23 protein-coding genes are annotated in these 25,020 nt (G+C 72.9%); 4 read left to right on the forward strand and 19 right to left on the reverse strand.

Features of this window, described 5'->3' with window-relative positions; genetic code table 11:
* The 3 genes from deoA to EU555_RS14610 are packed head-to-tail and all read right to left on the reverse strand — an operon-like array spanning position 1 to position 2,576.
* Positions 1 to 1,314, reverse strand: coding sequence for a thymidine phosphorylase (gene deoA / locus EU555_RS14600; RefSeq protein ID WP_135415380.1), 1,314 nt, complete (start codon positions 1,312 to 1,314; stop codon positions 1 to 3).
* Between the two features lie 24 nt (positions 1,315 to 1,338).
* On the reverse strand, positions 1,339 to 2,181 hold the full coding sequence (locus EU555_RS14605) for a purine-nucleoside phosphorylase (protein WP_135415381.1): 843 nt from the start codon (positions 2,179 to 2,181) through the stop codon (positions 1,339 to 1,341).
* A complete protein-coding gene (locus EU555_RS14610) occupies positions 2,178 to 2,576 on the reverse strand; it encodes a cytidine deaminase (protein WP_135415382.1) in 399 nt (132 codons plus the stop codon). Before EU555_RS14610 ends, EU555_RS14605 begins: the two co-directional genes overlap by 4 nt.
* Before the next feature lie 123 nt (positions 2,577 to 2,699).
* Here EU555_RS14610 and EU555_RS14615 point away from each other — a divergent pair, with 123 nt between their 5' ends.
* A complete protein-coding gene (locus tag EU555_RS14615; protein WP_135415383.1) occupies positions 2,700 to 2,921 on the forward strand; it encodes a DUF2093 domain-containing protein in 222 nt (73 codons plus the stop codon).
* 81 nt (positions 2,922 to 3,002) lie between these two features.
* Here the strand turns inward: EU555_RS14615 and EU555_RS14620 are convergent, their stop codons facing one another.
* The 9 genes from EU555_RS14620 to EU555_RS14660 form a co-directional block, all read right to left on the reverse strand.
* The gene (locus tag EU555_RS14620) at positions 3,003 to 4,298 is read right to left on the reverse strand and encodes an O-acetylhomoserine aminocarboxypropyltransferase/cysteine synthase family protein (RefSeq protein WP_135415384.1); all 1,296 of its coding nucleotides are present in this window, start codon (positions 4,296 to 4,298) and stop codon (positions 3,003 to 3,005) included.
* 19 nt (positions 4,299 to 4,317) lie between these two features.
* Entirely contained in the window at positions 4,318 to 4,719 is a 402-nt protein-coding gene (locus EU555_RS14625; protein WP_281041291.1) for a response regulator, read from the reverse strand.
* A gap of 317 nt (positions 4,720 to 5,036) precedes the next feature.
* On the reverse strand, positions 5,037 to 6,230 hold the full coding sequence (locus tag EU555_RS14630) for a sensor histidine kinase (protein ID WP_135415386.1): 1,194 nt from the start codon (positions 6,228 to 6,230) through the stop codon (positions 5,037 to 5,039).
* 238 nt (positions 6,231 to 6,468) lie between these two features.
* Positions 6,469 to 7,746, reverse strand: a complete 1,278-nt coding sequence (locus EU555_RS14635) for an O-acetylhomoserine aminocarboxypropyltransferase (protein WP_135415387.1) — start codon at positions 7,744 to 7,746, stop codon at positions 6,469 to 6,471.
* Between the two features lie 242 nt (positions 7,747 to 7,988).
* The gene (locus tag EU555_RS14640; protein WP_135415388.1) at positions 7,989 to 8,540 is read right to left on the reverse strand and encodes a GrpB family protein; all 552 of its coding nucleotides are present in this window, start codon (positions 8,538 to 8,540) and stop codon (positions 7,989 to 7,991) included.
* Positions 8,541 to 8,604: 64 nt separating this feature from the next.
* The gene (locus EU555_RS14645) at positions 8,605 to 8,892 is read right to left on the reverse strand and encodes a hypothetical protein (protein WP_135415389.1); all 288 of its coding nucleotides are present in this window, start codon (positions 8,890 to 8,892) and stop codon (positions 8,605 to 8,607) included.
* A gap of 246 nt (positions 8,893 to 9,138) precedes the next feature.
* Positions 9,139 to 10,113 carry a tetraacyldisaccharide 4'-kinase gene (lpxK, locus tag EU555_RS14650; protein ID WP_135415390.1) on the reverse strand — a complete coding sequence of 325 codons (975 nt, stop codon included), beginning with the start codon at positions 10,111 to 10,113 and terminating at the stop codon, positions 9,139 to 9,141.
* Positions 10,110 to 11,414, reverse strand: a complete 1,305-nt coding sequence (locus EU555_RS14655) for a 3-deoxy-D-manno-octulosonic acid transferase (protein ID WP_135415391.1) — start codon at positions 11,412 to 11,414, stop codon at positions 10,110 to 10,112. The genes lpxK and EU555_RS14655 overlap by 4 nt, the downstream gene beginning before the upstream one ends.
* The gene (locus EU555_RS14660) at positions 11,411 to 12,142 is read right to left on the reverse strand and encodes a lysophospholipid acyltransferase family protein (protein ID WP_135415392.1); all 732 of its coding nucleotides are present in this window, start codon (positions 12,140 to 12,142) and stop codon (positions 11,411 to 11,413) included. Before EU555_RS14660 ends, EU555_RS14655 begins: the two co-directional genes overlap by 4 nt.
* Before the next feature lie 505 nt (positions 12,143 to 12,647).
* On the opposite strand from EU555_RS14660, the gene mbfA reads away from it, so the two are divergent.
* Together mbfA and glcF are read left to right on the forward strand one after the other, a co-directional pair.
* Positions 12,648 to 13,616: an iron exporter MbfA gene (gene mbfA / locus EU555_RS14665; RefSeq protein ID WP_135415393.1), complete on the forward strand. Its 969-nt coding sequence runs from the start codon at positions 12,648 to 12,650 to the stop codon at positions 13,614 to 13,616.
* Between the two features lie 133 nt (positions 13,617 to 13,749).
* Complete coding sequence (gene glcF / locus EU555_RS14670; RefSeq protein WP_135415394.1) at positions 13,750 to 15,093, forward strand: glycolate oxidase subunit GlcF; 1,344 nt, start codon at positions 13,750 to 13,752, stop codon at positions 15,091 to 15,093.
* A gap of 292 nt (positions 15,094 to 15,385) precedes the next feature.
* Here glcF and EU555_RS14675 read toward each other — a convergent pair whose 3' ends face one another.
* The 3 genes from EU555_RS14675 to EU555_RS14685 all read right to left on the reverse strand — a co-directional run bounded on the left by EU555_RS14675 (position 15,386) and on the right by EU555_RS14685 (position 18,735).
* Positions 15,386 to 16,573, reverse strand: coding sequence for an L-dopachrome tautomerase-related protein (locus EU555_RS14675; RefSeq protein ID WP_135415395.1), 1,188 nt, complete (start codon positions 16,571 to 16,573; stop codon positions 15,386 to 15,388).
* Between the two features lie 78 nt (positions 16,574 to 16,651).
* Entirely contained in the window at positions 16,652 to 17,818 is a 1,167-nt protein-coding gene (gene metB, locus EU555_RS14680; protein ID WP_135415396.1) for a cystathionine gamma-synthase, read from the reverse strand.
* Between the two features lie 95 nt (positions 17,819 to 17,913).
* Positions 17,914 to 18,735, reverse strand: a complete 822-nt coding sequence (locus tag EU555_RS14685) for an NADPH-dependent oxidoreductase (protein WP_135415397.1) — start codon at positions 18,733 to 18,735, stop codon at positions 17,914 to 17,916.
* A 151-nt stretch (positions 18,736 to 18,886) separates the two neighbouring features.
* Between EU555_RS14685 and EU555_RS14690 the strand changes: the two genes are divergently transcribed.
* Positions 18,887 to 20,251 (forward strand): LLM class flavin-dependent oxidoreductase, encoded by a 1,365-nt coding sequence (locus EU555_RS14690; RefSeq protein WP_135415398.1) that lies wholly within the window; start codon positions 18,887 to 18,889, stop codon positions 20,249 to 20,251.
* On the opposite strand, the gene EU555_RS14695 is transcribed toward EU555_RS14690, so the two are convergent.
* The 4 genes from EU555_RS14695 to EU555_RS14710 form a co-directional block, all read right to left on the reverse strand.
* A complete protein-coding gene (locus tag EU555_RS14695) occupies positions 20,244 to 21,206 on the reverse strand; it encodes a type II secretion system F family protein (protein ID WP_135415399.1) in 963 nt (320 codons plus the stop codon). The two genes, EU555_RS14690 and EU555_RS14695, sit on opposite strands and share 8 nt — an antisense overlap.
* Positions 21,207 to 21,221: 15 nt before the next feature.
* Positions 21,222 to 22,190, reverse strand: a complete 969-nt coding sequence (locus EU555_RS14700) for a type II secretion system F family protein (protein ID WP_135415400.1) — start codon at positions 22,188 to 22,190, stop codon at positions 21,222 to 21,224.
* A gap of 31 nt (positions 22,191 to 22,221) precedes the next feature.
* Entirely contained in the window at positions 22,222 to 23,685 is a 1,464-nt protein-coding gene (locus EU555_RS14705) for a TadA family conjugal transfer-associated ATPase (RefSeq protein WP_135415401.1), read from the reverse strand.
* A gap of 81 nt (positions 23,686 to 23,766) precedes the next feature.
* On the reverse strand, positions 23,767 to 25,011 hold the full coding sequence (locus EU555_RS14710) for a CpaE/TadZ family protein (protein ID WP_135415402.1): 1,245 nt from the start codon (positions 25,009 to 25,011) through the stop codon (positions 23,767 to 23,769).
* Between the last annotated feature and the right edge of the window lie 9 nt (positions 25,012 to 25,020).

Genomic DNA, 25,020 nt, shown 5'->3' on the forward strand with positions numbered 1-25,020 from the left:
TCAGCCGATCCGCTCCAGGATCACTCCCCGCTCCGCCGCCGCCGCCGAGCCGATCCGGTAGGCCGCCGTCACCGCGGCGGCGGCCCGCTCGGCCTCCGCCTCGCTCTGCGCATGCACGACCGCCAGCGGCCGGTCCGGCCCGACCTCGTCGCCGAGGCCGGCCAGGTCGGTGAGACCGACGGCGTGGTCGATCGCGTCCTGCGGGCGGGTGCGGCCGCCGCCGAGGCCGATCACCGCGACGCCGAGGTCCCGGGTGGCGATCGCCGAGACGCGGCCCGCCCGGGGCGCCGGGACCGGGCGCACCACCGCCGCCCGGGGCAGGTGGCGGTCCGGGTGGTCGATCAGGTCCGACGGCCCGCCCAGCGCCGTCGCCATGCGGGAGAAGACCTCCGCGGCGCGGCCCGAATCGAGGGCCTCCTCCAGGCGGGCGGTAGCCTGCACCGTGTCCGGGCTCAGGCCTCCCAGCACCAGCATCTCGGCGCCGAGAGCCAGGGTGACGGCGTGGAAGCGCGGCTCGCGCCGGCGGCCGGCGAGGTAGTCGAGGGCGTAGGCCACCTCGACGGCGTTGCCGGCCGCCGAGGCCAGGGGCTGGTCCATGTCGGTGAGGAGCGCGCGGGTCGGCAGGCCGGCGCCGTTCGCCACCGTGACCAGGCTCTCGGCCAGGCCTCGCGCCTCCTCGGTGCGGGCCATGAAGGCGCCGGATCCCGCCTTCACGTCCATCACGAGCCCCTGCAGCCCGGCCGCGAGCTTCTTCGACAGGATCGAGGCGGTGATGAGGTCGAGGGATTCCACCGTCCCGGTGACGTCCCGGATGGCGTAGAGCCGCCGGTCGGCCGGGGCGAGGTCCGGGGTCTGGCCGATCACCGCGCAGCCGGCCTCGCGGGTCACGCGCCGAAAAAGGGCGACGTCGGGCGCCGTGGCGTAGCCCGGGATGCTGTCGAGCTTGTCGAGGGTGCCGCCGGTATGGCCGAGGCCGCGGCCCGAGATCATCGGCACGTAGCCGCCGCAGGCGGCGACCATCGGGGCGAGGGGAAGGCTCACCGTGTCGCCGACGCCGCCGGTCGAGTGCTTGTCGAGGACCGGGCCGGGCAGGTCCCACTCCAGCACCGTCCCCGAGCGGGTCATCGCCCGGGTGAGCGCGACGCGCTCCGGCAGCGACAGGCCGCGGAAGAACACCGCCATCGCGAAGGCCGCCGCCTGGCCCTCGGTGACCCGGCCGTCGGTCAGGCCGGCGATGAAGGCCTCGATCGCCTCCGGCGGCAGCGCGGCGCCGTCGCGCTTGCGGCGGATCAGTTCCTGCGGCAGCAGCGTCATGGGGTCTCCCGGGACGAGGGGGGATCAGAGAGGGCCGGCCAGCAGCGCGGCGACGAGGCGGCCGACATCGTCCGCCGCTTGCGCCGCCACCCGCTTGGTCTCGGCGTGATGCGGGGCGCCGATCCCGGCGCCGGGGCCGGCCTCGAACCCGGCGGCGTAGTTCGTCACCAGCGAGAGCGCCGCGACCCTGAGGCCGAAGAACCGCGCGAGGATCACCTCAGGCACCGTCGACATCCCGACGAGGTCGGCGCCGAGGGTCCTGGCCATCCGGATCTCCGCCGGGGTCTCGAAGCTCGGGCCCGAGAACCAGGCGTAGACCCCTTCGTGCAGCGCGATGCCGCTCGCCGCCGCCGCGGCCCTCGAGGCCGCCCGCAAGGCGGGATCGTAGGCATCGACCATCGGCACGAAGCGGGCGTCGGACGGCTCGCCGTAGAGCGGGTTCATCCCCGAGAGGTTGATGTGGTCGGTGATCAGCGCGAGGCTGCCCGGGCCCGCCCCGGGGATGAGCGAGCCGGCGGCGTTGGTGAGGAGGAGCGGGGGTGCGCCGAGCGCCGCCACCACCCCGACCGGCACCCGCATCGCGGCCGCGTCGCCGTGCTCGTAGGGGTGGGCGCGGCCCTGGAACAGCAGCACCGGCTTGCCGGCGAGGCGTCCCGCCACCAGCCGCCCGGCATGGCCCGAGACGCCGGAGGCCGGGAAGTGCGGGATCTCGGCATAGGGCAGGGCGACCGGGTTCTCCAGCCGCTCCGCCACGGGCCCGAGCCCGGTGCCGGTGACGAGGGCGAGGGCGAAGGGGCCGGCGAGGCCCCGCGCCCGCAGGAAGGCGGCGGCCTCGGCGACCCGGGCCTCGCTGGGCGGGGCGCTCATGCGAGGTTGTCCGGCCCGAACGAGGCGGGGAGCAGCTCGTCCAGGGTGAAGGTCCGGCGCACCCCGCCCGGCCCGGCGACGTGGACGGACGTCTCCGGGACGGCGAATTCGCGGATGCGCTGGCGGCAGGCGCCGCAGGGGGTGACGAGCGCGTCGCCGTCGCCGAGAACCAGGATTGCGGCGATGCGCCGGCCGCCGGCCGCCACCATCGCGGCGATCGCCCCGGCCTCGGCGCAGGTGCCGACCGGATAGGCGGCGTTCTCGACGTTGCAGCCCGCATGCACCGCCCCGGCCTCGTCCAGCACGGCGGCGCCGACGTGGAAGCCGGAATAGGGCGCGTGCGCCCGCGCCTGGACCGCGCGGGCGGCGGCGAACAGGGTGTCGATGGCGGTCATCCTGGCTCCGGCGGCCGTTGCGGCAGGTGTCGATCATGGCCGGCCGGGCGCCCGGCGTCGAGCCCGTCGACAAGCCGCAGTCCCGGCCGTACACCCGGCTCTTTCGGCGAGAGGGAAGCCACGATGCTGGGACGGTTCGAGCGCGGCGGATCCGGCGAGGCCGTCGTTGAGTATGGCGACAGCAACCTGAGGGTGGTGCGGCCCGGCCGCTTCGTGCGCTGCGCGGTGACCGGGGCCGAGATTCCCCTCGATTCCCTGCGCTACTGGAGCGTCGAGCGCCAGGAGGCCTATGCCGATCCCGACGCCGTGATGGTGCGCCTGCGCGAGACCGCGAAGCCCGCCTGACCGCCACCGCACAATCCCGGACCCGCCGCAGCCGGGAACCCGGTTCGAGGGAAACGGCCGCCGAGACGACGGGACGGCCCCTCAGTCCAGCGCGTCCAGCGACTGCGCCACGTCGGCGATCAGGTCCTCGACCGATTCGAGCCCGATCGACAGGCGCACCGTGTCCGGCCCGACGCGGGCGGCCTCCTTGTCGGCGGCGGGGAGCTGGCGGTGGGTCGTGGTCGCCGGGTGGATCGCCAGGGACTTGATCTCGCCGATATTGACGAGGTGCGAGATCAGCGCGAGCCCGGTGATGAACTTCTGCGCCGCCGCCTCGCCGCCCTTGAAGCCGACGGTGAAGATGGAGCCCGCGCCTTGCGGCGAATAGCGGTTCGCCACCGCCTCGCCGGGCTGGCCCGGCAGCGAGGGATAGCTCACCCAGGCCACCTTCGGGTGGTCCTTCAGGAAGGCCGCGACCGCCTTGGCGTTGGCGCAGTGGCGCTCCATGCGCAGCGGCAGGGTCTCGGTGCCGGTCAGCGCCAGGAAGGCGTTCATCGGCGACAGGCCGGGGCCGAGGTCGCGCAGGCCGAACAGCCGGCAGGCGGTGGCGAAGGCGGTCTCGGGGAAGCGCTCGGAGACGACGAGGCCGTCATAGTCCGGCCAGGGCTCGTTGATCAGGTTGTAGCGGCCCGAGCCCTTCCAGTCGAACCGGCCGCCGTCGCAGACGATGCCGCCGATCACCGTGCCGGAGCCCGACAGGAACTTCGAGGTCGAGTGGACCACGATGTCGGCGCCGTGCTCGATCGGCCGGATCAGGGCCGGGGAGGCGAGCGTGTTGTCGACGACGAGCGGCAGCCCGTGCCGGTGCGCCACCGCGGCGACGCCCGCAAGGTCGATGACCGTGCCGCAGGGATTGACGATCGACTCGCAGACGATCGCCCGGGTCTTCCCGGTGATCGCGCCCTCGAAATCCTCCGGCGTCAGGCCGCGGGTGAATTGCGGCACCAGGTCGTAGCGGCCCTCGAGCCGGCGCATCAGGCCGAGCGAGCCGCCGAACAGCCGCGAGGAGGCGACGTAGGCGTCGCCCGACTGCATCAGCGTCATCAGCACGAGCAGCATCGCCGACTGGCCCGACGCCACCGCGACCGCGGCCTTGGCGCCCTCCAGCGAGGCGACGCGGCGCTCCAGCGCCGCCACCGTCGGGTTCGAGCCGCGGGAATACGAGAAGCCCGTCGCCCGCATGGCGAAGATGTCGGCGGCCTGCTCGTTCGAGTCGAACACGAAGCCGTTGGTGAAGTAGATCGGCTGCGCCCGGGCGCCGGTGGCCGGGTCCGGCGCGGTGCCGGCATGGACCGCCCGCGTGGCGAAGTGGAGCTTGCTCGAATCGAAGGGGGGCATCGCGGTGTCCTGGGAAGCGTCAGGCGGCGCGGCGCACGGTGTCGTGCAGGGTGCGTACCAGGGCCGAGGGGGCGTAGGGCTTGGGGATGAAGCGCGCCCCCGGCGGCATGTCGTGCGGGCCGGGGCTGCCCATGCCGGAGACCACCAGCACCGGGATCCGCGGCCAGCGCCGCGAGACCAGCCGGGCGAGGGCGAAGCCGTTCATCGAGCCGAGCGGCATGTCGACGTCGGTCATCAGGACCTCGACGTCGGGGCGGCTCTCGAGGACCCGCAGGGCCTGGTCGGCATGGGGCGCCTCCAGGACGGTGAAGCCGGCCTCGGCGAGGGTGTCGGCGGCCTCCATCAGCAGGAGGCCGTCATCCTCCACCAGGAGCACCACGGGGGCTGCGCCGCCGGCGGGGTCCGGCCCCTCCGGGTGCAGGCCTTCCCGGTGCGGGTCCCCTTGGCGGGGGTCCTGGGGCGGTCGGTCCGGATCAGATGTCATCGCGGGCAATGCGGGCGGGAACGAAAGGTTGCTGCCTATGGGTCCGCATGCCGGGGGTCAAGCGCGGCCGCAGACCGGGGCGGAACGTCGGGTCGTCCCACCCGGGGACCGCTCACGCGGTCCCGCCCTGGCGACTGCGAGGCAGCACCATCCCGGGGGACGGCTGGGCATCATTCGCCGAAGGGGTCACCGGTTCGGCGGCGAAAATGATGCGAAGACAAGAGCCTCAGCAGAATTGCACCATGCAGTCCTGCTCAGGCGGTCCCCTCCTGCATCGCCGCCAGGGGCGCCTCGAGCTCCATCACCACGCCCACGGGGGGATAGCGCAGGCTGACGCGGCCGCCGAAGCTGTGAACCAGGCTGCGCTCGATCAGCCGCGACCCGAAGCCGCCGCGGGACGGCGGCGCCACGGCCGGGCCGCCGCTCTCCTGCCAGCGCAGGCGCAGCACGCGATCGTCCGCACCGGCGAGGTCCCAGGTGATGGCGACGCGTCCGGACGGGCTCGACAGGGCGCCGTATTTCGCCGCGTTGGTGGCGAGTTCGTGCAGCATCAGCGACAGCGTCAGCACTGAGCGGGGTCCGACGCTGACGCCGGGCCCGGCGGCGATGACGCGGCCCGCCACCGCGTCGATATGCGGCGCCATCGCGGCCTCGACGACGGCCGCGAGGTCGGCCGCCGCCCAGGCACCCCGGATCAGGACGTCGTGGGCGTCGGAGAGGGCCATCAGGCGGCCGTTGAAGGCCTTCATCGCCGCCTCGACGGTCGGGGCGCTGCGCAAGGTCTGGGTGGCGACCGCCTGGACCAGCGCCAGGGTGTTCTTCACCCGGTGGGCCATCTCCTGCATCAGCAGCGCCTGCTGCTCCTCGGCCCGGTGGGCCTCGGTCACGTCGCGGGCGACGGCGAGCAGCCGCTCGGGGTGGCCGTCGGGCCCGTGGATCGGCGAGACCACGACGTCCCACCAGCGCGGATCGTCGCGGCTGCCGGAAGGGGCGCGGAAGCGGCCGGTGCGATCGGCCCGGGCGGCGGCGAGCGCCACGTCGGCGGCGACGCGGTCCCCCGGCTCCGGCCAGGAGGCGGCCCAGGCTGTGCCGACCACCGCCTCGTCCGGCGCGGCACGGCCGCCCTCGCTCACCCACTGCACCGTGCCGTCGAGGGCGAGGACCTGGATGCTGTCGCGGCTCGCCGCGAGGAGGCGGGCGGTGAAGGCCTCGCTCGCCCGCAGGCGGGCGTTGAGCTCCTCGGCGGTGGCGAGGCGGGCCTCCCAGTCGGCAGCGGAGCCGGGAAATCCGCCCGTCGGCAGGGCGGGCCGGCCGGCCTGGGCGCGGGCGTCGCGCGGCGGCACGCGCAGGCGTGCGGCCTCCTCGCGCAGAACGTGCCGGCGGGCGGCCTCGTCGCGAGCGGTCAGATCGGCAGGGATGGACTCGGCGTAGGTATCATGGGCGACCATCGCACCAGTCTCCAGACCGCCCGGGCGGTTCCGTTCCGGACAGTGCAGACCACCCGGCGGCCGGCTTCCACCGGCCGCGCGTCACGGCTCACCCAGCACCCACCCTGAACTCTCACAGTAGATCACGAGAGCAGGCTTGGCCGCAATGCTTGCGAGAATTTTTCGCGAGGATGCGCTGCTCCGGCAAAACGCGCATCCCCGGCCCCGGGCCTGCTCCGGACTGTCAGGCGCCGGACAGTCAGGCGAGGGCCTGGTCGAGGTCGGCGATCAGGTCGGCCGGATCCTCGATGCCGACCGAGAGGCGCACCACCTCGGGGCCGGCGCCGGCGCGGGTCTTCTGCTCGTCGGTGAGCTGGCGGTGGGTGGTCGAGGCCGGGTGGATCACCAGCGAGCGGGTGTCGCCGATATTGGCCAGGTGCGAGAACAGCTTCAGGTTCGACACCAGGGCCACGCCGGCCTCGTAGCCGCCCTTGAGGCCGAAGGTGAAGACCGCGCCGGCGCCGTGCGGGCAGTACTTGCGGTGGAGCTGGTGGTAGCGGTCGCTCTCGAGGCCCGGATAGCTCACCCAGGCCACCGCCGGATGGCGGCTCAGGTGCTCGGCCACGGTCTTGGCGTTGTCGGAATGGCGCTGCATGCGCAGCGGCAGGGTCTCGATGCCGTTGATGATCAGGAACGCGTTGAACGGCGAGAGCGCCGGGCCGAGGTCGCGCAGGCCCAGCACCCGCACGGCGATGGCGAAGCCGAAATTGCCGAACGTCTCGGACAGGACCATGCCGGCATATTCCGGCCGCGGCTGCGACAGCATCGGGTAGCGGGCGTCGCCCGCCCAGGTGAACGAGCCGCCGTCGACGATCAGGCCGCCGATCGAGTTGCCGTGGCCGCCCAGGAACTTGGTGGCCGAGTGGACCACGATGTCTGCGCCGTGCTCGAACGGCCGGATCAGGTACGGCGTCGCCATGGTGTTGTCGACGACGAGCGGGATGTTGTGGCGCTTGGCGACCTGGGCGATCGCCGCGATGTCGGTGATGACGCCGCCCGGATTGGCGATCGACTCGATGAAGATCGCCTTGGTGCGCGGGGTGATCGCCGCCTCGAACGAGGCCGGGTCGTCGGTGTCGGCCCACACCACGTTCCAGCCGAAGTTCTTGTAGGAGTGGTTGAACTGGTTGATCGAGCCGCCGTAGAGCTTGTTGGCCGCGATGAACTCGTCGCCCGGCTGCATCAGGGCGTGCATCACCAGGAACTCGGCGGCGTGGCCGGAGGCCACCGCCACGGCGGCGGTGCCGCCCTCGAGCGCGGCGATGCGCTCCTCCAGCACCGCGTTGGTCGGGTTGGTGATGCGGCTGTAGATGTTGCCGAAGGCCTGCAGCCCGAACAGCGACGCGGCGTGGTCGACGTCGTCGAACACGAACGAGGTGGTCTGGTAGATCGGCGTCGCCCGCGCGCCGGTGGCGGCGTCCGGCGCCGCGCCGGCATGGATCGCGAGGGTGTTGAAGCCGGGCTGGCGGTCGGTCATGGCGGGCGTCCTCGGGCGTCGGGCTCGTGAGCGTCGATCTCTCGCTGACGTGCTCTAGGACCCGCCGGGCCTGAGGGTCAAGCCGCCGGCCGTGCCTCCGCCGCAGTACAGCGCGACTGCCGCGCGCGGAGAAGGGCGGCCTCCGGCACCGTTGAAGCCGTTCCGGGAAAGGATCTTCTTTGACAACGGCGACCGGCACTCAATCAAGCGCGCCGCAACCGCCCGGTATGGTACCGTCTCCGCTATTCCCCGCGGTGCGGCGGGCTCGCGATCTTCGCCGGATCGGGCGCGTCCGCGACCGCCGCGTGCAGGACCGATGCGATGAAGGCACCCTTCGCGGCCCGGTACGCCTCCATCGGCCGGCCATGGAACGCGCGCTTGAGGTCGTTGTAGCGCCGGAGCCGGTCCGGATCGCGCCGCAGGGCCTCCGCGAAGCGGTGGAAGTCGTCGTACGCCCCGCCTCGCACGACCAGCTGGATGCCGAGAGGCGGCACCCGGTCCCCGTCCTCGAAGGCGGCGAAGTCCTCCGTGCGGTCCGACCCGGTGTTGCGCGTGAAGCGCCCGGCGAGGGCGGCGTCCGCCTGCGCGAAGTCGGCCGCCTCGACCCTGACGACGATGTCGAGGTCGCCCTTGGTCAGGCAGCCCGGGATCGCGGTCGCGCCGACATGCAGAAGCTCGGCCGTGGCGGGCAGCACGGCGGCGAGGTCCCCGGCGAGGGCCGCGAACAGGCGGTCGGCGGCCGCGCGGGCGGCCTGCGGGTCGGGGGCCAGCACGAAGATCTCGCCATGAGCCATGCCGGCCTCCCTCCGGTCTGACGCGGGCAATGGGACGGACGCGGCCGCCCGGCCCGCAGCGGCGTCACCGGGAGTGCCGGTGACGGCGACGGTGGTGATGGCGCCGGCCCGGCAGGTCGGTGCGGTAGGCGCGCCGACCCGGATCGATGCCGAGCACGCCGTTGACGCCGCCGACGGCCCCGCCGACCGCGCCCCCGACGATGCCGCCGATCGGCCCGCCGACCCGGTTGCCCTCGCGGGCGCCGCGTTCGATGCCGCCGGGAACGCCCTGCGCCTCGGCCGCGCCCGAGAAGGCCAGGGTCGAGAGGGCCAGGGTCGAGAGGGCGAGGGCGGCGATGAGCCTGAGCGTCATGAGCGTCACTCCGAGGCGGCCGGCGGGAGCCCGGCCCGTCGCCAGGACAACGGCCGAGCCGGGCGGAAGTGGCGGGGGTGCCGCGCGATCGACGGATGTCGTTACCGAAACGTCACGGTGCCGGAAACCGGCCGGGCTGCACGGCGGATTGGCCGCCTGCCGCCTGGTCGCGGGTGCCCGGCCCGCCGCGCCCCGTGGCCGACACGGCGCAGCGGCGTCGCCTCCCGTCCTCCGCGGGGCGACCGCTCAGAGACCGCGAAGCAGGGCGAGCAGAACGTCCGGCTCGTCGAGGTCCAGCACCACCGGCAGCGTCGCCACCGGCATTCCCTCCGGCAGGCGCACCCGGTCCTTCTCGGTCGTCACCAGCAGGAGCTTCCTGCGCGCCGCTTCCGCCGTCAGCGCCTCGGCCTCCGCGGGCGTGAAGGCATGGTGGTCCGGGAAGGCGCGGGTCTCGCGCAGGTCGGCGCCGAGGTCGCGCAGGGTCGCGAAGAATTTTTCGGGCCGGCCGATCCCCGCGAAGGCCAGGACCGGCTGCCCGCGCAGGGCCGCGGCCGAGACCGGATCCGGCGCGAGCCGCCCGCGCAGGGCCGGCAGGCCGCGGGCCCGCGCCTGCGCCAGCACCCGCGCCCCGGGCGCCCCGCCGCCGATCACCAGGACGGCGTCGATCCGCCCCCATTGCATCGCGGCGGGCGCCCGCAGGGGCCCTGCCGGAACGACCAAGCCATTGCCGAGACCGACCGCGCCGTCGAACACCGCCAGCGCCAGGTCCTTGACGAGGCTCGGGTTCTGCAAGCCGTCATCCATCACCACGACGTCGGCGCCGGCCTCCAGGCAGGCGATCGCCCCGGCGATCCGGTCGCGGGCGACGATCGCCGGGGCGGCGCGGGCGAGGAGCAGCGGCTCGTCGCCGACGTCGCGCGCGGCATGCCGCGCCGGATCGACCCGGACCGGGCCGGCAAGCCGCCCGCCATAGCCCCGGCTCAGGAAGGCCGGGCGGCGGCCGAGGTCGCGCAAGTGATCCGCCACCGCGAGGGCCGTCGGCGTCTTGCCGGCGCCGCCGAGGGTGACGTTGCCGATGCAGATCACCGGGCAGGGCGCCGCGGCGCCCCTCCGCGCCATCCGGCGGGCGGCGAGCGTCCCGTAGATCGCGGCGAGGGGCGAGAGCAGCCGGGCCGCCGGCGACGGCGCCTCGCGCCACCAGAAGCCCGGCGGCCGCCTCACGAGGCGAACCGCCCGGCGATGATCAGCTGGCAGATGAAGGGCTCGAGGGCGGCCATCGCCCGCTCGGTCGCCCCGCCCGCCTCCTCGATCGCCGCTGCGGCGGCACGGGCCATCGCCTGGCGGCCGGCCGGGTCGGAGAGGAGCCCGTCGAGCGCCGCGATCAGCCCCTCGCCGTCCCGCACCAGGCGCGCGCCCCCGGCGCGGTCGAGGGCGGCGTAGACCTGGGCGAAGTTGCGCACGTGCGGGCCGTACAGGATCGCGGCGCCGAGCCGGGCCGGCTCGATCGGGTTCTGGCCGCCGTGGCGGGCCAGCGACCCGCCGACGAAGACGAGCGGGCACAGGCGGTAGAACAGGCCGAGCTCCCCCACCGTGTCGGCGACGTAGAGGTCGACCTTGTCGTGCGGCTGGCCTCCGGTCGCCCGGCGCCCGACCCTGAGGCCCGCCGCCACCGCGTCGGCAGCGACCGCCGGCCCGCGCTCGGGGTGGCGCGGCACCACGATGGTGAGGAGGTCGGGATGGCGCCGCGCCAGCGCCCGGTGGGCGGCGGTGGCGGCCGCCTCCTCCCCCGGATGGGTCGAGGCGGCGAGCCAGACCGGGCGCCCGGCGATCACGCGGGCGAGCTGGCGCAGCGCTTCAGGATCCGCCGGGGGAGGGCCGGCATCGAATTTCAGGTTGCCGCCCGCGACCACCCGGGGCGCGCCGAGGCGGGCGAACCGCTCCGCCTCCTCCTGGCTCTGGGCGAGGCAGAGCGCGAAGCGCGACAGGAGGGCGCGGGCGACCGCCGGCGTCCGGGACCAGCCTCGCGCCGAGCGCTCGGACATGCGCCCGTTGACCAGGATCAGCGGCACCCCGCGCCCGTGCAGCGCCAGGATGGTGTTGGGCCAGATCTCGGATTCGGCCACCAGCGCCAGGTCCGGACGCCAGTGGTCGAGGAAGCGGGCGAGGTAGCGCGGCGCGTCGAGGGGGGCGAACTGGTGCAGGGCACCGCGCGGCAGGCGGCGCGCCAGCAGCTCCGCCGAGGTGCGGGTGCCGGAGGTGACCAGCACCGTGAAGCCGCGCCGGGTGAGGCGCTCGACGAGGCCGAGGAGCGACAGGGCCTCGCCGATGCTGGCACCGTGCGCCCAGACCAGGGGACCGTCGGGGCGCGGCTTGCCGGGCCGCCCGGTGCGCTCGGGCAGGCGCACGGGATCCTCCTTGCCGCGCCGGCGCCGGACCGCGAGCAGGCCGGCCAGCGCCGGCTCGAGCGCGATCAGCCCGTAATGGTAGGCGCGCAGCAGCGCCGGGACCGCCTCGCGCCTCATCGCGCGCGGGGCTCCTTGCGCCCGTGGACCGGGTCGACCCGGCCGACCTGCGCGAAGGCTCGGGCATGGACGGCGTTGAGGTCGGTCTCGATGCGCAGGCGCGCCGCCTCGAGCCCCGCCGGATCGAGGTCGCGCGGGACCGTGATCGGCTCGCCGAACGCCATCACGCCGCGGCCGAAGGGCAGGCCGAGGCTCGCCCGGTCCCAGCTGTCGAACTGCAGGTAGCGGCTCGTCACCACGGCGGTCGGCACCACCGGCCGGCCGGAGAGCCGGGCCAGCAGCACGATGCCCTCGCCGCAGCGGCGCGACACCTTGGGCACGTCGGCGCTGAAGGCGACCGATTCGCCGTCGTCGAGCGCCTTGAGGCAGCCGCGCAGGGCCTGGATCCCGCCCTTGGCCCAGACGTCGCTCGACCGCCGGGCGCCGGAGCCGCGCATCACCCGGACGCCGAGGCGCTCCAGCACCGCGGTGTTCAGGCCCCCGTCGACCGAGCGCGACACCATGGTGGCGGCCCGGTCCTGCGGGCGGCGCACGAACGGCACCATCAGGTGCTGGCCGTGCCACATCGCGATGATGAAGGGCCGCAGGGGCGACAGCCAGTCATAGGCCTGCGGCGGGTCGAGGCTGAAGCGGTTCGTGCGCCGCACCAGCCTCAGGTAGCTCGCGCCGAGGAAGCCGAGGCTCTCCTGGGCCGCCCGGCTGCGGGCGATGCGGGTGACGACGCTCATGCAGGCACTTCGTGGAGGGGACGCTCTCGCGCGGGACGCCGCGACGCCGGCCCGGGCCGGGCGGCCCCCGTGAATCCGGGCGCCCTCATGCTCCGTTCGGGCCCGCGAGGCAACCGCCGCCTGGTTGCAGGGACATGACGCCGCGTCCGGGATCGCACCCGCGGGCGCGTCAGTGCGGTTCCGGCGTGGGCGGGGGAGCCGCCGCACGGTTCCACTTCAGCGGCGGCTGCCAGGGTCGATCCCCGCGTCGGCGGGGGAGCCTCTGCCGCTGAAGTGGCTGATGCCGTTCACGATGTCATAGAGCGCCGTGTTGTGCGGATGCGAAACACGACCCCTCGCGGTCGGAGAGAATGCCGGGCTCGGGCCCGGTCGTCGAGGGGCTGCGATGCCCCCGGGGGATCGGCTCGGGCCGGTGGCACATCCGGAAGGAAAGCGGCCGCCGGAACGCCTTGTTTGGAATGGCTCCAATCTATAGATTGGAGCCATTCCAAACAGGAGCACAGGCATGAAGGCCCTGACCGATCTCACCGAGCGCGAGGTGCTGGCCCTCGCCATCGCCAGCGAGGAGGAGGATTCCCGCATCTACCGCAGCTTCGCCGAGAGCCTGGAGGCCGATCTGCCGGGCTCCGCCCGGCTGTTCGCCGCGATGGCCGACGAGGAGCGGGGCCACCGCGACGACCTCACCGCCGCCTACCGCGAGCGATTCGGCGAGCACCTGCCGCCCCTGCGGCGCGAGGACGTGAAGGGCTTTCCGCGCCGGCGGGCCTTCTGGTGGCAGGGACTCGATGCCGCGCGGATGCGGCGGGAGGCGGAGGCGATGGAGGCGCAGTCCGCCGGCTTCTACGAGCGGGCGGCGGAGATGACCCGCGACCTCGGGGTGCGCCAGCTCTTCACGCGGCTCGCCGAGATCGAGCGCGACCACGGCCGCCGGGCCGGGGCGCTCGCCGCCGAGCAGGAGACCGGCGACGCCGCCGCCGAGGAGGCCCGCGCCGCCCACCGCCTGTTCGTGCTGCGCTACGTCCAGCCGGGCCTCGCCGGGCTGATCGACGGCTCGGTCTCGACGCTGGCGCCGCTCTTCGCCGCCGCCTTCGCCACCCACAACAACTGGCAGACCTTCCTGGTCGGGCTCGCGGCCTCGATCGGCGCCGGCATCAGCATGGGGTTCACGGAAGCCCTGTCCGACGACGGCAGCATCACCGGGCGCGGCTCGCCCTGGCTGCGCGGCCTCGTCTGCGGGGTGATGACGGCGGTGGGGGGGCTGGGCCACACGCTGCCCTACCTGGTGCCGGATTCCTGGTCGAACGCCTTCGCGATCGCGACGGTCCTGGCCTCCCTGGTGGTGGCGATCGAGCTTCTGGTCATCTCCGGGATCCGCACCCGCTACATGGAGACGCCGTTCTGGCGCGCCGCCCTGCAGGTGGTGCTCGGCGGCGTGCTGGTGCTGCTCGCCGGCGTGGCGATCGGGAGCGTGTGAGGGGCATGCGCGTGCGGCACCATGCGCGAGGGGCGGCGGCGAATGCCGCTCCCGCCACCTTGAAAATGGTCTAGAAACCGGGGACGCGAAGGCAGCGAAGAAACGCCCCCGAGAAACACCCCGAGGACACGCCGTGCAGACCAGTTTCACCCCCGCGCAGCTCGCCGACCCAGCCATGGCGGCCTCGGAGAAGATCCTGCGCACCTGCGTGCATTGCGGCTTCTGCACCGCCACCTGCCCGACCTACCTGCTGCTCGGCGACGAGCTCGATTCGCCGCGCGGGCGCATCTACCTGATCAAGGACATGCTGGAGGGCGGCAAGCCCGCGAGCCCCGAGGTGGTCAAGCACGTCGACCGCTGCCTGTCGTGCCTGTCCTGCATGACGACCTGCCCGTCGGGGGTGCACTACATGCACCTCGTCGACCACGCCCGCGCCCATATCGAGAAGACCTATGCCCGCCCGGCGGAGGACCGCGCCGTGCGGGCTGTGCTCGCCCGCGTGCTGCCCTACCCGAACCGCTTCCGCCTCGCGCTGCTCGGCGCCACCCTCGGCCGGCCGTTCCGGGGCCTCGCCGCCAGGGTGCCGAAGGTCGGCAACCGGCTCGCCGCGATGCTCGACCTCGCGCCCGCCGCGCTGCCGAACCGCTCCCCGCAGGACAAGCCCGGCCGGTTCCCGGCCTCCGGCCCGCGCCGGGGCCGGGTGGCGCTCCTGCGCGGCTGCGCCCAGAGCGTGCTGCGGCCGGACTTCAACGAGGCGGCGATCCGGCTCCTCACCCGCCACGGCGTCGAGGTGGTGCAGGCCAAGGGCGAGGGCTGCTGCGGCGCGCTCACCCACCATATGGGCCACGAGGACTCGTCGCACGCGCTCGCGAAGCGCACCATCGACGCCTGGATCGCCGAAATGGACGGCGAGGGGCTCGATGCCATCGTGGTCACGGCCTCCGGCTGCGGCACCACGATCAAGGATTACGGCTTCATGTTCCGCGACGACCCGGCCTATGCGGAGAAAGCCGCGCGGGTGGCGGGGATCGCCCGCGACGTCACCGAGTACGTGACCGCCCTCGGCCTGTCCGAGCCGGTGGTCGAGACCGACCTCGTCGTCGCCTACCACTCCGCCTGCTCGATGCAGCACGGGCAGGGATTGCGCACCGAGCCGAAGGCGCTGCTCGCCCGCGCCGGCTTCACCGTGAAGGACGTGCCGGAGGGCCATATCTGCTGCGGCTCGGCCGGCACCTACAACATCCTGCAGCCGGAACTCGCCGCGCATCTGCGCGCCCGCAAGGTGGCGAACATCGAGCGCGTGCGGCCCGACGTGATCGCCACCGGCAATATCGGCTGCGCCACCCAGATCGGGAAGGGCACGGCGATCCCGATCGTCCACACGGTGGAACTCCTCGACTGGGCCACCGGCGGCCCGCGCCCGGCCGCCCTCGACGGCGTCGCCGCGCGGCGCCCGGCGCTCGCGGCGGCGGAATAGGGGCGGGGTCCGCGTCCTCTTCAGAACCTGTTCGCGTGAAATCTTCGCTGAGTATCGGAGTCGAAGTATCGATCCTGTCCTCCACCTCATCCTGAGGTGCTGCCGCTCGCGGCAGCCTCGAAGGAGGGCTCCAGATGGACCTGCGCCTTCTGGAGCCCTCCTTCGAGGTCAGTCGATCGTTGATCGACTGACACCTCAGGACGAGGTGAGAGGATGGGTCTTCTCCGATGTTTTGTCGCTCATCTGCTGACGAATCGGATCGACCAGTCCCTGAGGCGTGCACCGGATCCCGTCACCGCACCGGCTTGGGCCCGGTCGAGCCGGTAGCCTCCCCCGATCCGGTGCGGATCGCCCACAGTTCCGTCGGCAGGCTGATCGGGGCGCCGGGCTTGTAGTCGGCCGAATCCTGGATGTGCGAGGTGGTGACGTAGATCGTGCCGTCCGGCCCCTCGCTGAAGGTGTCGGGCCAGCGCAGCTGCGGGTCCTGGACCAGGGTGGTGAGCCCGGCCCCGTTATTCGTCAGGTCGCGCACCTTGACCGCGTTGTCCTGCGGCGAGGTCACGTACATCCGGCCGTCCTTGCGGGCGATCAGGAGGCCGTCCGCCGGCCCGTTCTCGCCGACGGTCGCGATCTTGCCGCCCAGCGTCCGGTCGGTGAGCATCTCGGGCACGACCGAGGCGGTGGCCCAGCCGGTGAGCGCGTCGGTCGGCAGGCTGTAGAGCGTCTTGCCCTTGATCGCCTGCCAGTAGAGCGTCCTGCCGTCCGGCGAGAGCGCGATGCCGTCTGCGGAGAACTCCACCCCGCGGCCGTCCGGGCGGCGCAGCGGCTGGCCGTCATACGTCACCGTCACGCTCTTGTCCGGCATGGTCGAGGGATGGCCGGAGAGCACGCGCCTGGCCGCGCCGCTGTCGATGTCGACGACGATCAGGGCGCCCTCGGCGCCGGAATCGGTCAGGTAGGCGGTCTTGCCGTCGGGCGAGATCCGCACGTCGTTGATGTAGGAGGCCTGCCGCACCGTGTCAGTGTCGAACGGGATCGTCTTGACCACCTGGTTGGTCTTCAGGTCGATGCCGACGAGCTTCGGCCCGTCCTTGACCACGTGCGCCATCGCGGGCGCGGCGGCATCCACCACCCAGAGCCGGTCCTGCGCATCCGCCACCACGCTCTGCACGCAGACGAAGTGGGTCTTGGGGTCGATCTCGTCCTTCCTGGCATTGCGCCAGGAATTCCAGCCGGCATCCGGGTAGGGCACCGGCTGGCCGTCCTTGAGTTCCGCCACCGAGACCGGGGCGTCCTCGCTCCAGCGCGGGAAGTTGACGAAGATCCGCCCGTCGCGCGCCACCGTGACGCCGGTGACCTGGTGACTGAAGCTCGCGACCTTGTCGAGGCGGGCGGCCCCTTGCGCCAGGGCGGGGACCGGCGCGGCGCCGGCCATCAGGAAGAGGGCGAGCCCGAGGCGGGCGCCGGCTGGTTTCGTCATCGAAGCTGTCTCCGTCCGGGCGGTGATCCGGACGGCAACGCAGCGGCACCCGGCAAAGGTCCCGGGGAGTATGTTTGGTCAGCCGCGGGCGACCGCGTCGAGCCCCCGCGCCAGATCGCCCAGCAGGTCCTCCTCCGCCTCGAGCCCGACCGAGAGCCGCACAAGCCCGTCGCCGACGCCCGCCCGCTCCCGCGCCTCCGGGTCCATGGCGGCGTGGGTCATGGTGACCGGGTGGGCGATCAGGCTCTCGACCCCGCCGAGGGATTCGGCGAGGCTGAAGACCCGCAGGCCCCCGACGAGCCGGCGCACCGCCTCGCGCCCGCCGGCGATCTCGGCGCTCAGCATCGCCCCGAACCCGCTCTGCTGCGCCCTGGCGATGGCGTGGCCCGGATGGTCGGGCAGGCCCGGATAATAGACGCGGGCCACCGCCGGATGCGCGGCGAGGAAGGCCGCCACCGCGGCGGCGTTGCGGCTCTGGCGCTCGATGCGGGGAAACAGCGTGCGCACGCCGCGCAGGGTGAGGTAGGCGTCGAAGGGCGAGCCGGTGACCCCGACGGTGTTGGCCCAGGACGCGAGCTCCTCTCCGAGTGCCGCGTCGGCGGCCACGACCGCGCCGCCGATCACGTCGGAATGGCCGTTGAGGAACTTGGTGGTCGAGTGCACGACGAGGTCGGCCCCGAGCGCCAGCGGCCGCTGCAGGGCCGGCGACAGGAAGGTGTTGTCGACGACGAACAGGGCGCCGGCCGCCTTCGCCAGGGCCGCCGTGCGGCGGATGTCGGTGACCCGCATCAGCGGGTTGCTCGGCGTCTCGGTGAGCACGATCCGGGCGCCCTCCGCCAGGGCCGCCGTCAGCGCGCCCTCGTCGGTCTGGTCGACGAAGGCGACGCGGTAATGGCCCCGCGCCGCCCGCATCGACAGGAGCCGGTGGGTGCCGCCGTAGCAATCGTGCGGCGCCACCAGGAGGTCGCCGGGGCGCAAGGCGGACAGGGCGAGGTCGAGCGCCGCCATGCCGCTCGCCACCACCACCGCGCGGGCTCCGCCCTCGAGCTTCGCCAGCGTGTCGGCGAGCTGGTCGCGGGTCGGGTTGCCGAGGCGGGCGTAGTCGTAGGCCCGCGCCGTCTCGAACTCGGCGAAGGTGTAGGTCGTCGACAGATAGAGGGGCGGGGTGACCGCCCCGAAGGCCGTGTCCGTCCCGATCCCGTTCGCGGCGGCGATCGTCTCCACCCGCCTGTGCTCGTCCGCCACCTGCGCTCTCCCGTGCCGTCGGTCCGTCCGCTTCGTTCTTTATGAAGAACGAAGCGGACGATCAACAGGAGATCGTTCGGTGCGTCGGACAAACGCTACTTCAGACCGAAGCCGCGGCGCTCCAGGATCCCGCGCAGGCGATCGCGGCCGCTCAAGGATCCCGGGCCGCGGACCCGCTCGATCGCCGCTCCGCTCCAGCCGACCTCGGGTATCCGCTGCCCGGCCTGGAACGCGCGCATCGCCGCGTCGTAGGTGCCGATCGGCCCGGCCGCCAGGGCGTCGTCGTAGCGGCCGCGATGCAGCACCACGCCTTGCGGCAGGCGCGGCTTCACGGCGGCCGGACGCTCCGGATCGGGCCAGCCGACGCAGAGGCCGAACACCGCCAGCACGTTCGGCGGCAGGCCGAGGAGGTCGGCCACCGCCTCGGGGTCGTTGCGCAACGCCCCGATATAGACCGAGCCCAGCCCGAGCGATTCGAGCGCCACCGTGGCGTTCTGGGCGGCGAGCGCGGCGTCGACCACGCCGACCATGAGCATCTCGAGATAGTCGAGGCCCTCGGTCGGCGCGTCGCGGTCGCGGCCGATCGCCTCGAGGCGCGACAGGTCGGCGAGCCAGACCAGCACCAGCGGCGCCTCGACGATGTGGCGCTGGCCCCGCGCCACCTCCGACAGGCGGCGCTTCGCCGCCTCGTCCTCGACCGCCACCACGCTCCAGGTCTGGAGGTTCGAGGAGCTGGCGGCCGACTGCGCCGCGGCGACCAGCGTCTCCAGGGTCCCGGCCGGGAGCGGGTCGGGCCGGAACGCCCGCACGGTCCGGTGGGCGAGCAGGCCCGCGATGACGTCGTTCCAGGCGATGTCGGGGCCGCCCTCCGTGCCGTAGCGCGCCCTCAGGGCCTCCCGCCGTTCACTCTCGCTCATCCGGTCCTCGTCTCCCGCCAGATTCCCGCCGCCCTCGCGGCGGAGTAGTACACGGAATTCATTGACTAACCAGGGCGGCGCACCCAGATCGGGCCTGCGCTGCCCGCCAGGCGGCGATGCCGGCGCGAGCGGCCGGCAACAGGAGCCCGACATGGCGCAACACCGCAGGCTTCATCTCGGCGCCTTCATGCGCCCGGTCGGCATCCACACCGCCTGGTGGCGCTATCCGGGCGGGCTGCCGGACGCCAACTTCAACTTCCGCCACCTCGCCCGCTTCGCCAAGGAGCTGGAGGCGGCGAAGTTCGACGCCTTCTTCATGGCCGACCACCTGGCGGTGCTGAACATGCCGGTCGAGGCGCTCAAGCGCTCGGCCACCGTGACCTCGTTCGACCCCGCGACGCTGCTGCCGGCGCTCGCCGTCGTGACCGAGCGGATCGGGCTCATCGCCACGGCCTCCACCACCTACGACCAGCCGTTCCACATCGCCCGGCGCTTCGCCTCCCTCGACCACCTGAGCGGGGGCCGCGCAGGCTGGAACGTGGTGACGACCTCGAACCCGGACGCGGCGAGGAATTTCGGGCTCGAGCACCATCCCGAGCACGCCGACCGCTACGACCGCGCCCACGAGTTCGTCGAGGTGGTGAAGGGCCTGTGGGATTCCTTCTCCGACGACGCCTTCCTGCGCGACGTCGAGAGCGGGATCTTCTTCGATCCCGAGAAGATGCACGTCCTCGACCACCAGGGACAGCACCTCTCGGTGCGCGGGCCGCTCAACGTCGCGCGCCCGGTCCAGGGCTGGCCGGTGATCGTGCAGGCGGGCGCCTCCGAGGCCGGCCGCCAGCTCGCGGCCGAGACCGCCGAGGTGATCTTCGGGGCGGCCGGCAGCATCGAGGACGGGCGGCGTTTCGCCGAGGACGTGCGCGGCCGGATGGCCAAGGTCGGGCGCGACCCCGACCACCTCAAGATCCTGCCGGCCTGCTTCGTCGTGGTGGGCGACACGGTGGAGGAGGCGAAGGCCAAGCGCGCCCATCTCGACAGCCTCGTGCACGAGGCGAGCGCCATCGCGGCCCTGTCGATCGCCCTCGGCGTCGACGCCTCCGCCTTCGACCCGGACGGGCCGCTGCCGGAGATCCCGGAGACCAACCAGTCGAAGACCGGGCGCGAGCGGGCGATCGCGCTGGCGCGCCGCGAGGCCTTGAGCGTGCGCCAGCTCGCCCAGCGCCTCGGGGGTTACGCGGGCCTCGCGATGGTCGGCACGCCCGCCACCATCGCCGACGAGATGCAGGCCTGGATCGAGGCCGGGGCCAGCGACGGCTTCAACATCATGGTGTCGGACGTGCCGCAGGGGCTCGAGGACGTCACCCGGAAGGTGGTGCCGGAGCTGCAGGCCCGCGGCCTCTTCCGCACCGAGTACGAGGGCGCCACCCTGCGCGAGCATCTCGGCCTGCCCCGGCCGGCGAACCGGTTCTTCGCCGGCGGCCCGCAGGCGCGGGAACGACCGGGCGGCGCTACTTGATGCTGAAGACCTGCACCATGGCGGGGGTGAGGATCACCACGAACAGCACCGGCAGGAAGAACAGGATCATCGGCACGGTGAGCTTCGGCGGCAGGGCCGCGGCCTTCTTCTCGGCCTCGTTCATGCGCTGGTCGCGGCTCTCCTGGGCCAGCACCCGCAGGGCCTGGCCGACCGGGGTGCCGTAGCGCTCCGCCTGGATCAGCGCCGTGGTGACGTTCTTCACCGATTCGAGGCCGGTGCGGTTGGCGAGGTTCTCGTAGGCGATGCGCCGGTCGGTGAGGTAGGACAGCTCGGCGGTGGTGAGCGCCATCTCCTCGGCGAGCGTCATGCACTGGTTGGCGATCTCGACGCCGACGCGCCGGAACGCCGCCTCGATCGCCATGCCGGATTCGACGCAGATCAGCAGCAGGTCGAGGGCGTCCGGCCAGTTGCGCTGGACCACCGCCTGGCGCTTCGAGGTCTTGTTGCGCAGGAACAGCTCCGGCGCCTTGATGCCGAGATAGAGCGCCACGACCACGATGCCGAGGCGCACCATCAGCGGCTGGTCGAGCACCTGCAGCACGAAAAGGTAGAACACCGCCAGGACGAAGAAGGCGATCGGCGTCACCAGGCGGAAGAACAGGAAGGCGACCTCGGCCTGCGGGCCGCGATAGCCCGCCATCAGGAGCTTGTTCTTGGCGTTCTCGGTGCCGAGCCAGTCGTCGAGGTGCAGGCGCTCGACGATGCGCTTCATGTAGGCCTTGGGCTCCTGGCGCAAGGAAGCCTTCTGGTTCAGGCGCTCGCGCTCGCGCAGGCGGATCCGGTCGCGCTCCTTGCCGACCGCCTTCATGCGGCCGTTGAGGCGGTCGGGCTCGAGGAAGGGCTGGGCGAGGGTGAAGACCGTGACCGCCGAGGCGACCGCGGCCAGCACCGCGGCAAGGAAGTACGGATCGATCAGGCTGGACAGGAACGGCATGGGCTGGCTCCCGCGTCAGATGTCGAACCGGATCATCTTGCTCATCACCACGACCCCGATGATCATCCACAATGCGGAGCCGAAGAGGGCGATGTGCCCGATCGTGGTGGTCCAGAGCAGCGAGATGTAGTCGGGGCTGGTGAGGTAGGCGAGCCCCGCGACCACGAAGGGCAGGGAGGCGATGATCGCCGCCGAGGCCTTGGCCTCCATGCTCATCGCCTTCACCTTCTCGGCCATCTTGCGCCGCTCGCGCAGCACCCGCGACAGGTTGCCCAGCGCCTCGGAGAGGTTGCCGCCGGATTTCTGCTGGATGCCGACCACGATGGCGAAGAAGTTCGCCTCCGACACCGGCATCCGCTCGTAGAGGCGGGCCACCGCGTCGCCGAGGGAGATGCCCAGCGCCTGGGCCTCGACGAGGGCCCGGAACTCGGTCTTGACCGGCTCCTGCGCCTCGCGGGCGATGATGCGCAGGCAGTCGCCGACCGGCAGGCCGGAGCGGATGCCGCGCACGATCACGTCCATGGCGTTGGGCAGCTCGACGATGAAGCGGGCCATGCGGCGCTTGCGCAGGTAGGAAAGGAGCCAGCGCGGCAGGCCGAGGCCGCCCGCGAAGGCGAGACCGAGGGCCAGGAGACCGTCGCCGCTCGTCAGGAGGCCGGCGAGCCCGAAGATCAGGCCGGCCACCGCGCTGAAGACGTAGAACTGGCGCTTGCCGATGCTCAGGCCGGCCTGGGTCAGGCGCAGCTCCAGGCTGATCTTGGACTTCTTCTCCTTGTCCTCGATCTCCTTGAGGCTCTTGGCGACCTGGTCGCGGCGGCTCACCGCCTGGACGCGCTCGGCGGCCTGGCGCTGGCCGATCAGGGCCTGTTGCCGCTTCGCGGCGCGAGCCTCGCTCGGCAGGAGCGGCACCACCACCGCGGAGGCGAAGGACACGGCGCTGACCGCGAGCAGGCCGGCCGCGAGCGCGGCTTCGACGTCGATCACGGGCGCCTCCCGCGCGTTGGGGCGGCGGGCCTCATGCCTTCTCCTCCGTCCGGACCTCGGCGGCGTCGAGGGCGGCGGCGAGCGCCCGGTCCTCGCCGTAGTAGCGCGCCCGCTCCCAGAAGCGCGGCCGGCCGATGCCGGTCGAGCGGTGGCGGCCGATGAGCTTGCCGTTCGGATCCTCGCCGACGATGTCGTAGACGAACAGGTCCTGGGTGATGATCACGTCGCCCTCCATCCCCATCACCTCGGTGATGTGGGTGATGCGCCGGGACCCGTCGCGCAGGCGCGCGGCCTGCACCACCACGTCGATCGAACCGGAGATCATCTCGCGCAGGGTCTTGGAGGGCAGGTTGTAGCCGCCCATCGAGATCATCGACTCGATGCGGCCCAGGCACTCGCGCGGCGAGTTGGCGTGCAGGGTCCCCATCGAGCCGTCGTGGCCGGTATTCATCGCCTGGAGGAGGTCGAAGGCCTCCGGTCCGCGCACCTCGCCGACGATGATGCGCTCGGGCCGCATGCGCAGGCAGTTCTTGATCAGGTCGCGCATCGTGATCGAGCCCTGGCCCTCGAGGTTCGGCGGCCGGGTCTCGAGGCGCACCACGTGCGGCTGCTGCAGTTGCAGCTCGGCCGCGTCCTCGCAGGTGATGATGCGCTCGTCGTCGTCGATGTAGCGGGTGAGGCAGTTCAGCAGCGTGGTCTTGCCCGAGCCGGTGCCGCCCGACACCACCACGTTGCAGCGCACCCGCCCGATGATCTGCAGGATCTTGGCGCCTTCCGGCGAGATCGAGCCGAAGCGCACGAGCTGGTCGAGGGTGAGCTTGTCCTTCTTGAACTTGCGGATGGTCAGCGCCGGGCCGTCGATGGCGAGGGGCGGCGCGATCACGTTGACGCGCGAGCCGTCCGGCAGGCGCGCGTCGCAGATCGGCGAGGATTCGTCGACCCGGCGGCCGACCTGGCTGACGATCCGCTGGCAGATGTTCATCAATTGCTGGTTGTCGCGGAAGCGCACGCCGGTCAGCTGGATCTTGCCGCCGACCTCGATGTAGGTCCGGTTGGCGCCGTTCACCATGACGTCGGCGATGTCGTCGCGGGCGAGCAGCGGCTCGAGCGGGCCGTAGCCGAGCACGTCGTTGCAGATGTCGTCGAGCAGCTCCTCCTGCTCGGCGATCGACATCACGACGTTCTTGAGGCCGATGATCTCGATGACGATGTCGCGGATCTCTTCCCGCGCCGCGTCCGGCTCGAGGCGGGCGAGCTGGGTGAGGTCGATCGCCTCGATCAGCGCGCCGAAGATCATGCTCTTCGTGCGGTAATACTCGTCCGAGCGGGCGTTCTCGGTCGCGGCCGGGGCCTCGCGGGCGAGGCTCGGCGGGGCTTCGGCGCGCCGTCCGTCCTGGAACACCGGCGCGGCCACCTCGGCGAGCACCGGGGCCGGGCCGGCGGGCCGCGCGGCCGGACTTTTCTGCGCCGTCGCTCCGGGTCTCCTGCCGAACATGGGATCAGCGGCCTTCTCGAGAAACGGGCTTTCGGGGAAGCGGGAGACGGGCGGTCCGGTCTGCCGGGGGACGGATCCGCCTCACGAGGCCTTACGACGGGCGAAGCGGGCGAGGATCGGCTCGAGCAGGTTGGCGCGGCCGCGGCGGGTCTCGGCCCGGCCGGTCAGCGTGCCGGCCAGCTCGCTCAGGATCTCGGTCGCCTTGGCGCCGGGCTGCACCTCGGCGAGCATCTGGCCGTTATTGGCCGCGGTGCCGAACAGGGCGGGATCGAACGGCACCACCGCGGCGACCGGCGCGTCGAGGGCCTTGGCGAACTCCGCCACCGCGATCTCGGGCCGCTTGGGCAGGCCGACCCCGTTGAGGACGAGGCGGGGCACGCGGTCGTTCGGCCGGGCCTGCCGCAGCAGCTCGAACAGGTTGCGGGCATTGCGCAGGGAGGCGAGGTCGGGGGCGGCCACCACCACGATCTCGTCGGCCCCGATCAGCATGCGCCGGCACCAGGCCGACCAGGCGTGCGGCACGTCGAGGACGATGCAGGGCACGCTGCCCCGCAGCACGTCGATGACGCCGTCGAAGGCGCTCTCGGCGAAGTCGGTCGGCCGGTCGAGGGTGGCGGGGGCGGCGAGCAGGCTCAGGTTGTCGGTGCACTTCGACAACAGGCGGTCGACGAAGTTCGAGTCGACCCGCTCGGGCGCGAACACCGCCTCGGCCACGCCCTGGGGCGGATCCTGGTTGAAGTTCAGTCCGGCGGTGCCGAAGGCGATGTCGAGGTCGGCGATCACCGTCGCGGTGCCGTAGTCGCGGGCCACCGACCAGGCGAGGTTGTGCGCGAGCGTCGAAGAGCCGACGCCGCCCTTGGCGCCCACCACCGCGACGGTGCGGCCGAGGGGCTCGGCCCCGGGCTCGGAGAAGAGGTCGGAGATCGCCGCGATCACCGCGACGGGATCGACCGGCGCGATCAGGTACTCGCTCACGCCCCGGCGGATGAACTCGCGGTACAGCACGACGTCGTTGACGTGGCCGACGACCACCACCTTGGTGCCGGCGTCGCACACCTCCGCCAGGCTGTCGAGGGCGGAGAGCGGGCTGCCCTTCGCGGCCCCGATCTCGACCATGATGACGTTCGGGGTGGGGGCGTTGCGGTAGGCCTCGACGGCGGCGGGGGCGCCGCCCATCTGCACCCGGGTATGCGCCTTCTGCATCCGCCGGTCGTCCGCCGCGGCCTCGATCACCGCCGCGACGTCGGCGCTCTCGCAGAAGGCCTGCACGGTGATGCGGGGGACCGGGGCGATGACCCGGTCGGCGCTCTGATTCCCCTCAGACATGGCGCGGCA

The organism is Methylobacterium nonmethylotrophicum (assembly GCF_004745635.1).
Classification (GTDB): domain Bacteria; phylum Pseudomonadota; class Alphaproteobacteria; order Rhizobiales; family Beijerinckiaceae; genus Methylobacterium; species Methylobacterium nonmethylotrophicum.

What these genes read in the sequence shown, in the direction of transcription:
- deoA (WP_135415380.1), bottom strand. Translation starts at nt 1,314, where the DNA reads ATGACGCTGCTGCCGCAGGAACTGATCCGCCGCAAGCGCGACGGCGCC.
- EU555_RS14605 (WP_135415381.1), bottom strand. Translation starts at nt 2,181, where the DNA reads ATGAGCGCCCCGCCCAGCGAGGCCCGGGTCGCCGAGGCCGCCGCCTTC.
- EU555_RS14610 (WP_135415382.1), bottom strand. Translation starts at nt 2,576, where the DNA reads ATGACCGCCATCGACACCCTGTTCGCCGCCGCCCGCGCGGTCCAGGCG.
- EU555_RS14615 (WP_135415383.1), top strand. Translation starts at nt 2,700, where the DNA reads ATGCTGGGACGGTTCGAGCGCGGCGGATCCGGCGAGGCCGTCGTTGAG.
- EU555_RS14620 (WP_135415384.1), bottom strand. Translation starts at nt 4,298, where the DNA reads ATGCCCCCCTTCGATTCGAGCAAGCTCCACTTCGCCACGCGGGCGGTC.
- EU555_RS14630 (WP_135415386.1), bottom strand. Translation starts at nt 6,230, where the DNA reads ATGGTCGCCCATGATACCTACGCCGAGTCCATCCCTGCCGATCTGACC.
- EU555_RS14635 (WP_135415387.1), bottom strand. Translation starts at nt 7,746, where the DNA reads ATGACCGACCGCCAGCCCGGCTTCAACACCCTCGCGATCCATGCCGGC.
- EU555_RS14640 (WP_135415388.1), bottom strand. Translation starts at nt 8,540, where the DNA reads ATGGCTCATGGCGAGATCTTCGTGCTGGCCCCCGACCCGCAGGCCGCC.
- EU555_RS14645 (WP_135415389.1), bottom strand. Translation starts at nt 8,892, where the DNA reads ATGACGCTCAGGCTCATCGCCGCCCTCGCCCTCTCGACCCTGGCCCTC.
- EU555_RS14655 (WP_135415391.1), bottom strand. Translation starts at nt 11,414, where the DNA reads ATGAGGCGCGAGGCGGTCCCGGCGCTGCTGCGCGCCTACCATTACGGG.
- EU555_RS14660 (WP_135415392.1), bottom strand. Translation starts at nt 12,142, where the DNA reads ATGAGCGTCGTCACCCGCATCGCCCGCAGCCGGGCGGCCCAGGAGAGC.
- mbfA (WP_135415393.1), top strand. Translation starts at nt 12,648, where the DNA reads ATGAAGGCCCTGACCGATCTCACCGAGCGCGAGGTGCTGGCCCTCGCC.
- EU555_RS14675 (WP_135415395.1), bottom strand. Translation starts at nt 16,573, where the DNA reads ATGACGAAACCAGCCGGCGCCCGCCTCGGGCTCGCCCTCTTCCTGATG.
- EU555_RS14685 (WP_135415397.1), bottom strand. Translation starts at nt 18,735, where the DNA reads ATGAGCGAGAGTGAACGGCGGGAGGCCCTGAGGGCGCGCTACGGCACG.
- EU555_RS14690 (WP_135415398.1), top strand. Translation starts at nt 18,887, where the DNA reads ATGGCGCAACACCGCAGGCTTCATCTCGGCGCCTTCATGCGCCCGGTC.
- EU555_RS14695 (WP_135415399.1), bottom strand. Translation starts at nt 21,206, where the DNA reads ATGCCGTTCCTGTCCAGCCTGATCGATCCGTACTTCCTTGCCGCGGTG.
- EU555_RS14705 (WP_135415401.1), bottom strand. Translation starts at nt 23,685, where the DNA reads ATGTTCGGCAGGAGACCCGGAGCGACGGCGCAGAAAAGTCCGGCCGCG.
- EU555_RS14710 (WP_135415402.1), bottom strand. Translation starts at nt 25,011, where the DNA reads ATGTCTGAGGGGAATCAGAGCGCCGACCGGGTCATCGCCCCGGTCCCC.